This window comes from Amaricoccus macauensis (assembly GCF_049800915.1).
Taxonomy (GTDB): Bacteria; Pseudomonadota; Alphaproteobacteria; order Rhodobacterales; family Rhodobacteraceae; genus Amaricoccus; species Amaricoccus macauensis_A.
The window spans coordinates 1-13,616 of sequence record NZ_JBNAFY010000012.1 but is presented as its reverse complement, the minus strand read 5'-3'; the positions used below and the strand labels follow the sequence as shown (position 1 = coordinate 13,616).

The following is a 13,616-nucleotide window of genomic DNA, read 5'->3' as shown; positions in this document are numbered from 1 at the left end:
GATCACAGGGGAGGAAAAAATACATGACGGAACGGCGGGTCCACGACCTACTCGGCCAGCAACGGGCGGCACAGCCGGAGGCCATCGCCCTGCGCGACCACGATGGCACCGAGTACAGTTACGAGCGGCTGGGACAGGCCGTCGACTGGCTGAGTGCAGAATTGAGCGCGCGGGGCCTGCGCGCCGGCGACCGGTTGCTGATCCCGGCGGAGAACGCGGCCGCACAGGTCGGGCTGGTTCTCGCGGCCTCCCGGCTGGACGCCATCGCGGTGCCCGTGAATGCACGGATGACCGAACACGAGCTTCACCGCATCGCCAGCCATGCAGACCCGCGGCTTGTCGTCTATCTGGGCAATGTGTCGGGCCCCGCGCGCACCCATGCCGAAGTCGCGGATGCGGTTGAATGGGAGACGCCCCTGGGCACGCTGTACATTTCACCGCGCGCCATGTCTTCAACCCCCGAACCTGTCCGCGACGGCGCAGGGCAGATCGCGGTGATCCTCTACACCACCGGCACGACCGGCACGCCCAAGGGTGTGATGCTGTCGCATTCGAACCTGCTCTATGGCGGGAAGATGTCGGCGCTGATGCGTGGCATGGGCCCGGGGGATCTGATCCTCGGAGTGCTGCCCATGACGCATGTCTTCGGCCTGACCTCGATGTGCGTGGGCGGCCTTTCGGCGGGTGCCACCCTGTGGCTCATGTCTCGCTTCTCGGCGCCGGCAGTCATCGATGCGTTGCTGGAGGGAGTCACGGTCCTGCCGGCCGTCCCCCAGATCCACGCCCTGATCATGGCCGAAGCCGCCAAGCGCGAACTGGACCATGCCCCGGTCGGGCGCCTGCGCTATGTCTCCTCGGGCGCGGCACCGCTGGATCCGGAATGGAAGCGCAAGGCAGAGGCGTTCTATGGGATCGCGCTGCAGAACGGCTACGGCATGACGGAAACCTCGGCCGGTGTCACGCTCACGACGAATCCCATCGGCGTACCGGATGTCAGCGTGGGCCGGCCCTTGCCGAATGTCGAACTTCGCTTGGGACATGTCGGCGCCGACGGCGTGGGTGAGGTGCTGACACGCGGACCGCATGTGACGCCCGGCTACTTTCGCAACGCCGAGGCGACGCGCGACGCCTTTGATGCCGACGGCTTCCTGTGCACGGGCGACCTCGGTCGTATCGACGAGGACGGCAATCTTCATATCGTCGGACGGTCTCGCGAACTGATCATTCGCGGTGGCTTCAATGTCTATCCGCCCGAGGTCGAGGCGGCGCTGAACGACCATCCCAAGGTTGTGCAGACCGCCGTGGTCGGACGCACCGTCGAGGGAGGCAACGAAGACGTCCTGGCGTTCTGTCAGGTCGTGCATGAGAGCGACGTCACCGAAGCCGAACTGGTGGAGCACGTCGTTGATCGGCTTTCGCCGTACAAGCGTCCGGCCCGCATTGTCATCACCACGGAACTGCCCGCCGCACCCACCGGAAAAGTTTTGAAAAACAAGCTTCTGGAATTTTTCGCAGACCGCCTGTGACACCCACGCCCGGTCATCGTCGCGGCTGTGGCGACCGGCTGAATCATCGTCTGCCCGGGCAAGGGCGGATCAGGACGAACTTGGACAAGACGTGAGGACGACATGAGTGACGCATTCATCTGCGATTACATCCGCACCCCGATCGGCCGCTATGGCGGCGCGCTGGCGCCGGTGCGGACCGACGATCTGGGGGCGGTGCCGCTTCGCGCGCTGATTGCGCGCAATCCGGGCCTCGATCCGGCTGCGATCGAAGAGGTGTGGTACGGCAACGCCAACCAGGCGGGCGAGGACAACCGCAACATGGCGCGCATGGCGCTGCTGCTGGCGGGCCTGCCCGAGACGGTGCCCGGCGTCACCGTGAACCGGCTCTGCGCGTCGGGGCTGGAGGCGGTCGCCGCTGCGGCGCGCGCAATCCGGTCCGGCGACATGGAACTGGCCGTCGCGGGCGGTGTCGAAGGCATGACGCGGGCGCCTTTCGTCATGCCGAAAGCAGCCTCGGCCTGGGGCCGGTCGAACGAGGTCTTCGACACCACGATCGGCTGGCGGTTCGTGAACCCGAAGATGCAGGCGCAATACGGCATCGATTCGATGCCCGAGACGGCGCAGAACCTTGCCGACGAGCACGGTATCAGCCGCGAGGACCAGGACGCCTTCTCGCTGCGCTCGCAGTCGCTGGCGGCGGCCGCGCAGAAGAATGGGCGGCTGGCCGCCGAGATCGTCCCGGTGACGGTCGACCTCGGTCGCGGCAAGACCACCGAAGTTTCGCAGGACGAACACCCGCGCGAGACGAGCCTGGAGGCGCTGGCGAAACTGCGCCCGATCACCCGCCCCGACGGGTCGGTGACCGCAGGCAACGCCTCAGGCGTCAACGATGGCTCGGCCGCCCTGTTTGTCGCCAGCGCGGCGGCGGCAAAAGCCCAGGGCCTGACCCCGCTGGCGCGGATCGTCGGCGCGGCCTCGGCCGGCGTTGCGCCGCGGTTGATGGGCTATGGCCCGGTGCCGGCGGTGCAGAAGCTCCTGGCACTGACGGGTATCACGCTCGACGATCTGGATGTGATCGAACTGAACGAGGCCTTCGCCGCCCAGGCCCTGGCGGTGACGCGCGGGCTTGGTCTTGGCGATGACGATCCGCGGGTCAATCCCAATGGCGGCGCGATCGCGCTCGGCCACCCTCTGGGAATGAGCGGGGCCCGCCTCGCCGGTTCGGCCGCTCTGGAACTGTCGCGCAAGGGTGGGCGCTATGCGCTGGCCACGATGTGTGTGGGCGTCGGCCAGGGTGCCGCGCTGCTGCTGGAACGGGTCTGATCCCGCAACTTCTTGAAGGATGACATCAATGAAAGATACCAACACCTTGCAATGGGACGACCCGTTCCTGCTGGAGCTGCAGCTTTCCGAGGAAGAGCGGATGATCCGTGACAGCGCGCGGGCCTATGCCGCGGGGAAACTGGCGCCGCGGGTGCGCGAGGCCTTCCGCAGCGAAACCACCGATCCGGCGATCTTTGCCGAGATGGGGGAGCTTGGCCTCCTGGGCGTGACGCTGCCCGAGGCCTATGGCGGGATCGGCGCGGGCTATGTGTCCTATGGCCTTGTCGCGCGCGAGGTCGAGCGGATCGACTCGGGCTATCGCTCGATGATGTCGGTGCAGTCGAGCCTGGTGATCTATCCGATCTTCGCCTTCGGCTCCGAGGAGCAGAAGCAGCGCTACCTGCCGAAGCTCGCCTCGGGCGAGTGGATCGGCTGTTTCGGGCTGACCGAACCCGATGCGGGCTCGGACCCCGGCGGCATGAAGACCCGCGCGAAGAAGGTCGAGGGCGGCTATGTGCTGACCGGCTCGAAGATGTGGATCAGCAATGCGCCCATCGCCGATGTCTTCGTGGTCTGGGCCAAGTCCGAGGCCCATGGCGGGGCGATCCGCGGCTTCGTGCTGGAAAAGGGCATGAAGGGGCTGTCGGCACCCAAGATCGAGGGCAAGCTCAGCTTGCGCGCCTCGGTGACGGGCGAGATCGTGATGGACGGGGTCGAGGTGCCCGAAAGCGCCATGTTCCCCGAGATCGAGGGGCTGGCGGGGCCCTTCGGCTGCCTCAACCGCGCACGCTTCGGCATTGCCTGGGGCACGATGGGGGCGGCCGAGGCCTGCTGGCATGCGGCGCGGCAGTATGGACTTGATCGGAAGCAGTTCGGCAAGCCGCTGGCGCAGATGCAGCTTTACCAGAAGAAACTGGCCGACATGCAGACCGAGATCACGCTGGGCCTGCAGGCCTGCCTGCGCGTCGGCCGGCTGTTCGAGGAAGGCAAGATGGCGCCCGAGATGATCTCGCTCATCAAGCGCAATAATTGCGGCAAGGCGCTGGATATCGCCCGGATGGCCCGCGACATGCACGGCGGCAACGGGATCTCGGACGAATTCCCCGTCTTCCGCCACATGGTCAACCTCGAGACGGTGAACACCTACGAGGGGGCCCACGACGTCCACGCCCTGATCCTCGGCCGCGCCCAGACCGGGCTGCAGGCGTTTTTCTGAGGGGGACCTGCGATGAAGATCATTGTGCCCGTGAAACGGGTGATCGACTACAATGTGAAGGTCCGCGTGAAGGCGGACGGGAGCGGCGTCGATCTTGCGAATGTGAAGATGTCGATGAACCCGTTCGACGAGATTGCGGTCGAGGAGGCGATCCGTCTGAAGGAGACGGGGGGTGCGTCCGAGGTCGTGGTGGTGTCGATCGGGGTGAAGCAGGCGCAAGAGACGCTGCGGACGGCGCTCGCCATGGGGGCGGACCGGGCGATCCTGGTCGAGGCGACCGAGGATGTGCACACCGACATCGAACCGCTGGCGGTGGCGAAGCTGCTGGCGAAGATCGTCGCCGAGGAGGCGCCGGGCCTGGTCATCTGCGGCAAGCAGGCGATCGACAACGACATGAACGCGACCGGCCAGATGCTGGCCGCCCTTCTCGGCTGGGCGCAGGCGACTTTCGCCTCGGAACTCAAGGTCGCGGGCGAGAGCGCGGTTGTCACGCGCGAGGTCGACGGCGGCCTGCAGACCATCAAGGTGACGCTGCCGGCGATCGTGACTGCGGACTTGCGGCTGAACGAGCCGCGCTATGCGAGCTTGCCCAACATCATGAAGGCGAAGAAGAAGCCGCTGGAGACCAGGACGCCGGCCGATTACGGCGTCGACGTCAGCCCGCGGCTGGAGATCGTGAAGACCGGCGAGCCGGCGGCGCGCAAGGCCGGGGTGATGGTCGGATCGGTCGACGAGCTGATTGCGAAACTCAAGGACGAGGCGGGGGTTCTCTGATGGCGGTTCTTCTTCTGGCCGAAGTGACGGATGGCGCACTGGCGTGGGACGCCACTGCCAAGGCCGCGACGGCGGCAAAACAGATGGGCGAGGTCACCGTGCTCTGTGCCGGCGCCTCGGCGGCCACCGCGGGTGAGGCGGCAGCGAAGATCGACGGCGTGGCGAAGGTGCTGGTGGCCGAGGATCCGGGCCTCGGCCACCGGCTGGCCGAGACGACCGCCGATCTGATCGTCTCTCTCGCGGGCGGCTACAGCTACATCGTTGCGCCCGCCACCACCGACGCCAAGAACATCCTGCCGCGGGTCGCGGCGCTGCTCGACGTGATGGTGATCTCGGACATCTCGGGGGTGGTCGACGCCGAGACCTTCGAGCGGCCGATCTATGCCGGCAACGCCATTCAGACAGTGAGGTCCAAAGATCCGGTGAAGGTGCTGACGGTCCGCACCGCGACCTTCGAGGCGGCGGGCGAAGGCGCCCCGGTGCCGGTCGAGAGCGTCGCGGGCGCGGGCGCGTCGGGTCTCAGCGAATGGGTCGAGGACAAGGTGGCGGTCTCCGACCGCCCCGAACTGACCTCGGCCGGGATCGTCGTCTCGGGCGGCCGCGGCGTGGGCAGTGAAGAGAACTTCCACCTGATCGAGGCACTCGCCGACAAGATCGGCGCCGCCGTGGGCGCCTCGCGCGCCGCCGTGGACTCGGGCTTTGCCCCCAACGACTGGCAGGTCGGCCAGACCGGCAAGGTGGTGGCCCCCGAACTTTATGTGGCCGTCGGCATCTCGGGCGCGATCCAGCACCTGGCGGGGATGAAGGACAGCAAGGTCATCGTGGCGATCAACAAGGACGAGGAAGCCCCGATCTTCCAGGTCGCCGACTACGGCCTCGTCGCAGACCTGTTCCAGGCGCTGCCAGAACTTACCGAGAAGTTGTGAAATCAGGCCGCGCGGCGCACCTGGCACAGGCATTGGAAGGATGGCTGCAATGAGCGAAATCGCACGCGAGGCGATGGACTATGACGTGGTGATCGTCGGCGCCGGGCCTTCGGGCCTGTCGGCGGCGATCCGGCTGAAGCAGCTCGATCCCGAACTCTCGGTGGTGGTGCTGGAGAAGGGCTCCGAGGTGGGCGCGCATATCCTCTCGGGCGCGATCCTCGATCCCTCGGGGCTGACGGCCCTCATCCCCGACTGGAAGGAGAAAGGCGCGCCGCTCGAGGTGCCGGTCACCGAGGACCGCTTCTTCCGGCTGACCGAGACCGGGCAGCGGGCGATCCCGACCTGGCCGATGCCGCCCTTGCTGCACAACCACGGCAACTACATCGTCTCGATGGGCAATGTCTGCCGCTGGCTGGCCGGGCAAGCCGAGGAACTGGGGGTCGAGATCTTCCCCGGCATGGCCTGCTCGGAACTGGTCTTTGGCGAGGGCGGCGAGGTCGCGGGCGTGGTCGCGGGCGAGTTCGGTAAGGAGGCCGACGGCAGCCCCGGCCCGGCCTACGAGCCCGGCATGGAGCTGCGCGGCAAGTATGTGCTGCTGGGCGAGGGCGCGCGCGGCTCGCTCGCGAAGCAGGTGATCGCCCATTACGGCCTCTCGGACGGCCATGAGCCGCAGAAGTTCGGCCTCGGCATGAAGGAGATCTGGGAGGTCGCGCCGGAGAAGCACCGCGAGGGCCGGGTGATCCACACCATGGGCTGGCCGCTCGGCTCGAACGCCGGCGGCGGGTCCTTTATCTACCACGCGGCGAACAACCAGGTCTTCCTCGGCTTCGTCGTCCATCTCGACTACGCCAACCCGCACCTCTATCCCTACATGGAGTTCCAGCGCTTCAAGCACCACCCGATGGTGGCCGAACTGCTCGCGGGCGCCAAACGCGTGGCCTATGGGGCGCGCGCGATCAGCGAGGGCGGCTGGCAGTCGATCCCCGATCTGGCCTTCCCCGGCGGCGCGCTGCTGGGCTGCTCGGCGGGCCTGCTGAACGTCGCCCGGATCAAGGGCAACCACAACGCGATGCAGTCGGGCAAGGCCGCGGCCGAGGCGGCCCGGGCCGCGATCGCCGCCGGCCGGCAGGGCGACCGGCTGACGGCCTATGACGCGGCCGTGCGCGCAGGCCCGATCGCGCAGGATCTGCGGCCCGTGCGCAACGTCAAGCCGCTGTGGTCGCGCTGGGGGCTCAAGGCCTCGCTCGGGCTCGGCGGCTTCGACATGTGGGTGGCGAGCCTGACCGGCTGGAACCCGCTCGGGACGCTCGCCCACGGCAAGACCGACGCGATGTCCACGGGCAGGGCGGCGGAGTTCCCGCCGATCGACTATCCGAAACCCGATGGCGTGCTGTCCTTCGACCGGCTGACCAACGTCGCCTTCTCGGCCACCAACCACGCGGAAAGCCAGCCCTGCCACCTGCATCTGGCCGACCCGACGGTTCCGATCCGGGTCAACCTGCCCACATTCGACGAACCGGCGCAGCGCTACTGCCCGGCCGGGGTCTACGAGGTGACCCAGGGCGAGGCGGGCCCGCGGTTCCAGATCAACTTCCAGAACTGCGTCCACTGCAAGACCTGCGACATCAAGGATCCAAGCCAGAACATCACCTGGACAACCCCACAGGGCGGCGACGGGCCCAACTATCCCAACATGTGAGCCAGCCAGCGATCGGAGGACCGGCTGTTGATCTCCTTCGAGAACTGCCCCGCCTGCAGTCTATCGTGCCCGGCTCAGGAGGCGGTCGATGCCGGTCATTTCTCCTTGCTGGTTCATGCTGCCTCGGCGCTGGCCTTGAAGCGGCAACTGTCGTTGCCGGTTTCGAGAATGTGGCAGCGATGGGTGAGCCGGGCGAGGAGCGCGGTGGTCATTTTGGCATCGAGACCATGTTGTGCGCCACCAGCGCCTCGGTCGGCAGCCCGCGCAGCCGTGCCGGAATGACATCGCGCCGCTCGGTGCGTTCGGCACCGACCTTCACCATCTCGCCGCAGCCGCAGGGGCAGAAGATGCTGTCGAGCTCGAGGACCTGCCCGATCCGCTGGATGCGGACTATCACCGCATCGCAGCCAAGAGGCTGGCGGCTTAGTGCCGCCGCCTCCAACCGGGATGCCGTCGCAGCGTTTCCTGACGGCTGACGGGCGCTATTCGGTCATCAGCGGTCGAAAATAGAAGTATAGTATGCTTGCAGCCTTGCCAGCAGACCCACCTGCTATGCTATGTTGTCGGGCTTTCCAAGCAAGAAGGCGGATTGCGGCTGGCCCTCCATCGCCAATCGGCTGACCCGCATTTTGGATAACGGGCACTGGCATCGCGTCGGTGCCCGTTCCTTTTTCCCGGCTCAGCCGCGCGAAGTTTTCCCAAGAATCGAGATCCCGGCAAGCGCCGCTTCGAGCGCCTTCAGCCCGTTGTAGGATACCTGCCGGTAGGCCGTGGAGGGGAAGGGTCCAATGCGGTGATGTGCGACCAGGCCGACCCGATTGTTTGCAGGATCGAGTTTGCGCACCACCCAGAAGGTTGCCGCGCCGTCCTCTTCAGAGAGGCGCAGCATGTCGCCCTTGTGCAACCGCATGACCGGTCGCCGATGTTCGGCATGGTTCCGTTCGCCGGTGTGTCGGGCCGCTTCGAACAGCGTCACCGCCCTGCCCTCCCAACGGCCATCTGGTCGCTCGAAGATTGAAATGCAGTGGTTGCCATGGGGCTGAAACGCCTTCTCGAAGCGCCCATCCGGACCATGCCTGACGGTGATCGTGTCCCCGAGGTCGAGCACACGCACATGCCGGATACCGGCCAACGCTGTGCCTTTCTCCCGCGCATCCGAAAGCTCTGCCCGCAGCGCCGGGTCGCGGATACGCGCGATGTCCCTGGCAGAAAGCGACGAGGCAGGTTTCCGCGTGACGAGGTTGAATCGTTTGCCGTCAATCTCATCATTGGCCTGACCAAAGGCCGTTTCACGATGCAGAGCGCCGCTCACGCCGTGATCCGGCCGGTGGCTGACGATCACGGTTCCCAGCTCGTCCTGGAGCTGCGCCGAGAACCCGGAGAAAGGCTCGGGGATCGTTGACGCCGCGCCGCCCTCGAATGCGGCCGCGATCCCTTGCAATATCCCGCCGTCGAGGCAGGCGGCTATGGCCGCATCAGCCGCATGTTCGCGCAGACCCCAGTCCTGCCGCTCGGGCAGATCGGCGATGCCCCAGCCATGTTCGAGCCAGCGGCGGAGCCGTCCGGTAGAAGCGACCGTCGCTGGAAAGGGGCAGACCGTCTCAAGATAGGTCCGGACCATGCGGGCGACATGCTGGCGGTCCGCCAGATGCCGCAGGAGGGGTTCGCCGGATTTCCCGAGGCGTTCCAGCGCATCCGGCCGAAACCGCCATGCCTTGTCCGGCAGCAGCGCATCGGCCCGTGCGATGATCTCCCCGAAGATCGCGCTCGATGCGCCGCCGAAGGCCTCGACGACGAGCTGGCCTCGCTTTACCGCCCAAGCAGACCGGCAGCACAGCACCTTGTTGGCGAGACTGTCATCAAGCGTCAGCGCCATTGGCAGGATGTGATCAACTGCGACTGTGCCGTCGAACAGGTTGGCACGATCCAGCGCCCGACCGGTATAGATGCAGAGCTTTCGGCCCTCGGGCAGCTCGTCATGGAGCCGGAGCATCAGCCGGTGTTCCCAACTCTCCGGCAGCCCCTGCGCGCGCAGCCACGCTTCATGTGCCGCCTCGCTCTTCTTGGCCTTCCGGGCGGCGCTTCTCCGCTTGAGCAGCGCCTGTCGGCTCAGCTTCAGCTCGCGGTCGATTTCCACGACGATGCCCTCGGGTGCGCCATGGAAGTCGATGAGTGCATTCACCACATGGCGGAGCTGGCCGAGCGCGACATGCAGGCTGGGGTCACGGACACGCCCGTTGACCAGGCTGCCCCGGATCGCGGCTACATCGCCATAGGGCGGCAGGCGGCTATGGCGCTCCGGATCGGTGTCTGTCGTCCATCCGCGCAGCGCCAGGGCCTCGTTGAGTGTCACCGGACTTTTGTAGCGCCGTCCGGTATCGGGGTCCGTTCGCTCGATTGTCTGGTTTTCGAGCAGGGGCAGCAGCTCGTCAATGGCCGCACGGCCGAAGGCGCTGTGCCCGCCGGGCAGGGATAGCTCGGCGAGTTTGGCGCAGCGCTTTTCATCGAGCCAGCCATACCTTTCCCGCAAATGGCCGGTCAGGGTTTCATCGTCTTCCGCTTCCACGAGCAGAGCCGCCAGGTCGTTCTGTGTCGCCAGCGGCATACTGTGCCAGCGAGGGCCAAGGATCGCGCCCAGCCGATGCGTCAGGCGCGGCGGCTCGATGCCGCGCAACCCCTGTCGCTCAGCGGTGAAACGGCACGTATCGGAGATCCCCAGCCGTTTCCGCATGGCGGGGAACCCGACGGTTCCCCGCCGCTCTTCGATCAGTGTTCTCAGGCAGTTTCGTTCGTCCACCCGCAATCGCCTGTATCCGGCTGTGCCACGGTCCAGCTCAAGCGATGCCAGCTGACACAGCAGCTCGAAGGTCTCGACCGAAGGCAGGCCACGCGAGGCCTGCTCGTCATCGGGTCGGACCCGGCATCGGCCAACCGGCGCGCGGGCGGGCGCAGCCTGGTCCAGCAGCACGGCATGAATCCGGCCATGCAGCGAATCCGTGAAAATTTCCGGTCGGTGCCTGCGCTGCTCCATCCAGATTGCGGCCAGCTCCGCTGCCGTCATGTCCCGGCGCGGCATCCACAACGGCCCCTCGCTCTCGCTCCGGGGACGGAAGCGAACCGGCATGGTCTTCCCCTGCCGGTTCGTCTGATTGTGTCGGTGACGATCCGCCAGAAAAGCACCGAGCGTCGGGGCATCGGTATTCTCGATCGCTGTCTCCAGCCGGGCAGCGGCTTCGCGCCGTGCGGTGCTGTGACTGTCCTGTTGTTCCATCCGGCCAGATTTGAAGCCCCGGCGTCGGCCGAGGTGGAACACCGCCCGGCCGACCTCATGGGGTGAGAGCGCTTCCGTCACCGCGCGTGCCCGAAGCTCGTAGGGATCGAGCAGTTCCAGTCGTTTTCGCCCACCTTCGTCGGCCGGCATCAGACCGGCCTTGATGAGCAACCGCATCAGCTGCCGTTTGCGTAGTCTGCGCCGCTTGTGACGCCGCCGCTGTCGGCGCGCCTCGCGTCGTTGTGCGGCAAGCGACTCTCCATTCGCCGGGTCTCGTCCTGCGGCATCGTTCGGCGAGAATACCCGTGTCCCGAGATCGCGGATCGAGGTTGCGCGGCCAGCAGCATCGAGATCGACAAGGCACCAGCCTATCGCCTTCGGCGTAATCGAAAGACCTAAACGAAAACTCATGATGTCGGAGGCAGGAAATTGATTGTCAAAAACGGTTAGTTGTCGAACGATTTCTGTATTTCCGTCAAGTCTTCTGGCAGTATCACCATCTTGGGCGGCCGATTGGTGATTGAGGGCCACCCGTTAATAAGCGCCACCTCCCTCCCGGCGCGCCACATCGAACGGCACCGGTTTCTCAGAGCCGGTGCCGTTTCTATAGGCCCGTCGTCAAACTATGCAGGATTGCGTTAAAATCGACATGGCGGCGGCAAGGCGGCAATCGCATCAGGCAACCCATTGAGCGGATAGAGAAACGACTCGTTCGGTTCGCTAAGGTTCGTGATGCGCAAGGTGGAACCTTGCAGGATCATCGAACCGAAACTCTCGCGCCCTTCATCCATATGCGCCATGCCATAACGATCTACGTAGAAGACGCCATCCATGGTTCTGGAAGGGTCGCCATCAATTTGGAGGCGCAGATGTGGCTCCGGCCCGGATGGGCCGGATGTAAAATTTCCAACAATGCTTGGTGCGCCGCGACAGGTCAAAAACAGCGTTGGAGCCCCCTCAGCCTCGAAAACCGCCAGATGATAGGGGTCTTCGCCGGGCCGGGACATGTCGAGGACCGACCATTCTCCCGCGCCGGTCAGATCGCGCCCGCCATCCGGGAGGGCTGCTCCTGGTGGTGCCTGGCAAGCGAGTTGAGGCAACCCTTCGGCAAAGCCTGCCATCGTGGTTACAACCGTCGTGAACGTGCCGGGTTCCGCATTCACATCGAAGGTCAGCGACATGGTGTCAGCGTGTGCCATGGCATCAAGGAGGGTTTCATCTAGCACCGGGGACTGTGCCGAATGGCCTTGCGCCTCGAACTGGATTGGAAAACTGACATCCTCTGCGCCAGTGGTCGAGAGCACCATCTCGCCGGAGAGGATGCCGCCATAAGGAGATACCCGGCTTTGGGAGATTAGCCGCCGGTCGCAGGTCAGCGCCAGATGCGGAGCCATCCCCTGAACCATTGGCAGAAACAGAGCATCGATAATCGTCCCATTGCGAAGCTGCGCCTGCCCGACCCGCCACGGATCGTGGCGGGTGGTTTCCCATCCTATAGGGTAAAGCCCGGCGGCCGAGCGCGGGACGGTACAACTGCTTTCCTCAATGGCCCTCGATGAGCCGCTTAACCCAAAGGCTTCGGTCCCACTTTGGTCCAGACGCAGCTCGACCGTGTTGCCGCGCCGCAAAGCGTCAAGGAATTGCTGATTGGTGACGCCAACCGCCAGGAAGTTACGGTTGAACCCCATCAATTGCGTGCCCTGCTGGAACAGCCGGCCATCGATGCCGCCGTTGCCCAGAACGACGATCTGCGCGCCTTGCCCCGGCACGCCGTCTTCGAACGGACCCAGTATCAGGATCGGCGGTGTACCGGGTTCGCAGCGCAGGGCCAGGTGCCGCCCTGCCTCGTTGCGGACGGCGTGGACCAAAGTACTGCCGTATGGCGTGGTCAGCGTGCTGCTGGCCCAAGTGCCGGGCGCCGCATCCAGGGCGATTTGATAACCAGCGGGAACACCAAGGAGCCGACCTTCGACCGAAGCGGCGGTGGAGGAAGGGCTGGCGGTGGAAGTATCGGGCGAAATGTTCCCGTCCACCGGCTCGGCCAATTCCGGCGCGAAAGCAGGCGGCAGGGGTTCTGTCGCAAACTTTTGTGGTGGTTGAGGGCAGGCCTTTGTCTGGACACACTTATCCTGCAAGAGCGACGAACTGCTGAAAGGCGGTCTGACCGTTGGCGGCGAGCTGGCCCTTTCGGATCATGTGAGCCGTCTCGATCCCGGCCAGGGTCGCCTGGGCCGCGGCGAAGGATTTGAAGCCCATCATCGGCCGGGTGATCTTCTTGATGAAGCGGTGATCCTGTTCGATGAGGTTGTTGAGGTATTTGACCTGCAGAACCTCGATCAGCCAGAACCAGCCGCTCAGGATCAGCAGGATGTTCATGGTCTCAAGACCCGCCAGGTTCGCTCCGCTCTTGTCGATGACGACCTTGTCCGGCCAGCCGTTGGCTTCGATCGTTCGGGCGAAGAAGGCGGAAGCGGCGGCCTCGTCACGACGCTCCGAGAGCATGAAATCAAGGGTCTTGCCGTCCCGGTCGATGGCCCGGTAATGATAGGTCCACTTGCCCTTCACCTTGATATAGGTCTCGTCCATGCGCCAGGACCGGCAGGTGGCCGACTTGCGCTTCTGCGCCTCTTCGGCGACCAAGGGTGCGTATTTCACCACCCAGCGGTTCAGAGTGGAATGATCCGCCCGAACCCCGCGCTCGAGCAGGATCTCCTCGACATCGCGGTAGGAGACGGCATAGCGGACGTAGAAATACACGGCATACAGGATCACGTCCCTCGGGTAATGGCTGCCCTTGAAATCGATCATACCGCCCACGCGCTTTCCGGACCTTCACCGCGGCGGATATAGCCGCGCAGTCGACGGCGCGAAAGACACCACAAAAGTTTGCGACAGAACC

General features: G+C 65.4%; 9 protein-coding genes and 2 pseudogenes. 6 read left to right on the top strand and 5 right to left on the bottom strand.

Features of this window, described 5'->3' with window-relative positions; translation table 11 throughout:
* Positions 1–23 precede the first annotated feature (23 nt).
* The 6 genes from ACP15W_RS20500 to ACP15W_RS20475 all read left to right on the top strand — a co-directional run bounded on the left by ACP15W_RS20500 (position 24) and on the right by ACP15W_RS20475 (position 7,446).
* Entirely contained in the window at positions 24–1,526 is a 1,503-nt protein-coding gene (locus tag ACP15W_RS20500; protein WP_424934742.1) for a class I adenylate-forming enzyme family protein, read from the top strand.
* 102 nt (positions 1,527–1,628) lie between these two features.
* Positions 1,629–2,831 (top strand): 3-oxoadipyl-CoA thiolase, encoded by a 1,203-nt coding sequence (gene pcaF / locus ACP15W_RS20495; RefSeq protein ID WP_424934741.1) that lies wholly within the window; start codon positions 1,629–1,631, stop codon positions 2,829–2,831.
* Positions 2,832–2,859: 28 nt separating this feature from the next.
* The gene (locus ACP15W_RS20490; protein ID WP_424934740.1) at positions 2,860–4,047 is read left to right on the top strand and encodes an acyl-CoA dehydrogenase; all 1,188 of its coding nucleotides are present in this window, start codon (positions 2,860–2,862) and stop codon (positions 4,045–4,047) included.
* A 12-nt stretch (positions 4,048–4,059) separates the two neighbouring features.
* Positions 4,060–4,821, top strand: coding sequence for an electron transfer flavoprotein subunit beta/FixA family protein (locus ACP15W_RS20485; RefSeq protein WP_424934739.1), 762 nt, complete (start codon positions 4,060–4,062; stop codon positions 4,819–4,821).
* Entirely contained in the window at positions 4,821–5,747 is a 927-nt protein-coding gene (locus ACP15W_RS20480) for an electron transfer flavoprotein subunit alpha/FixB family protein (RefSeq protein WP_424934738.1), read from the top strand. The genes ACP15W_RS20485 and ACP15W_RS20480 overlap by 1 nt, the downstream gene beginning before the upstream one ends.
* A 49-nt stretch (positions 5,748–5,796) precedes the next feature.
* Positions 5,797–7,446: an electron transfer flavoprotein-ubiquinone oxidoreductase gene (locus tag ACP15W_RS20475; protein WP_424934737.1), complete on the top strand. Its 1,650-nt coding sequence runs from the start codon at positions 5,797–5,799 to the stop codon at positions 7,444–7,446.
* A 113-nt stretch (positions 7,447–7,559) separates the two neighbouring features.
* Here the strand turns inward: ACP15W_RS20475 and ACP15W_RS20470 are convergent.
* The 5 genes and pseudogenes from ACP15W_RS20470 to ACP15W_RS20450 all read right to left on the bottom strand — a co-directional run.
* A pseudogene (locus ACP15W_RS20470) lies at positions 7,560–7,667 on the bottom strand (ATP-binding protein); the annotation flags it as partial.
* A 2-nt stretch (positions 7,668–7,669) separates the two neighbouring features.
* Positions 7,670–7,831: pseudogene (locus ACP15W_RS20465) on the bottom strand (IS66 family transposase); the annotation flags it as partial.
* Between the two features lie 294 nt (positions 7,832–8,125).
* Positions 8,126–11,128: a type II CRISPR RNA-guided endonuclease Cas9 gene (gene cas9 / locus ACP15W_RS20460; protein WP_424934736.1), complete on the bottom strand. Its 3,003-nt coding sequence runs from the start codon at positions 11,126–11,128 to the stop codon at positions 8,126–8,128.
* A 227-nt stretch (positions 11,129–11,355) separates the two neighbouring features.
* Positions 11,356–12,750, bottom strand: coding sequence for a hypothetical protein (locus ACP15W_RS20455; RefSeq protein ID WP_424934735.1), 1,395 nt, complete (start codon positions 12,748–12,750; stop codon positions 11,356–11,358).
* A 91-nt stretch (positions 12,751–12,841) separates the two neighbouring features.
* Positions 12,842–13,525: an IS6 family transposase gene (locus ACP15W_RS20450; protein WP_424934706.1), complete on the bottom strand. Its 684-nt coding sequence runs from the start codon at positions 13,523–13,525 to the stop codon at positions 12,842–12,844.
* Positions 13,526–13,616 lie beyond the last annotated feature (91 nt).

Coding starts and splice junctions, on each gene's coding strand:
- ACP15W_RS20500 (WP_424934742.1), top strand. CDS start 24: ATGACGGAACGGCGGGTCCACGACCTACTCGGCCAGCAACGGGCGGCA.
- pcaF (WP_424934741.1), top strand. CDS start 1,629: ATGAGTGACGCATTCATCTGCGATTACATCCGCACCCCGATCGGCCGC.
- ACP15W_RS20490 (WP_424934740.1), top strand. CDS start 2,860: ATGAAAGATACCAACACCTTGCAATGGGACGACCCGTTCCTGCTGGAG.
- ACP15W_RS20485 (WP_424934739.1), top strand. CDS start 4,060: ATGAAGATCATTGTGCCCGTGAAACGGGTGATCGACTACAATGTGAAG.
- ACP15W_RS20480 (WP_424934738.1), top strand. CDS start 4,821: ATGGCGGTTCTTCTTCTGGCCGAAGTGACGGATGGCGCACTGGCGTGG.
- ACP15W_RS20475 (WP_424934737.1), top strand. CDS start 5,797: ATGAGCGAAATCGCACGCGAGGCGATGGACTATGACGTGGTGATCGTC.
- cas9 (WP_424934736.1), bottom strand. CDS start 11,128: ATGAGTTTTCGTTTAGGTCTTTCGATTACGCCGAAGGCGATAGGCTGG.
- ACP15W_RS20450 (WP_424934706.1), bottom strand. CDS start 13,525: ATGATCGATTTCAAGGGCAGCCATTACCCGAGGGACGTGATCCTGTAT.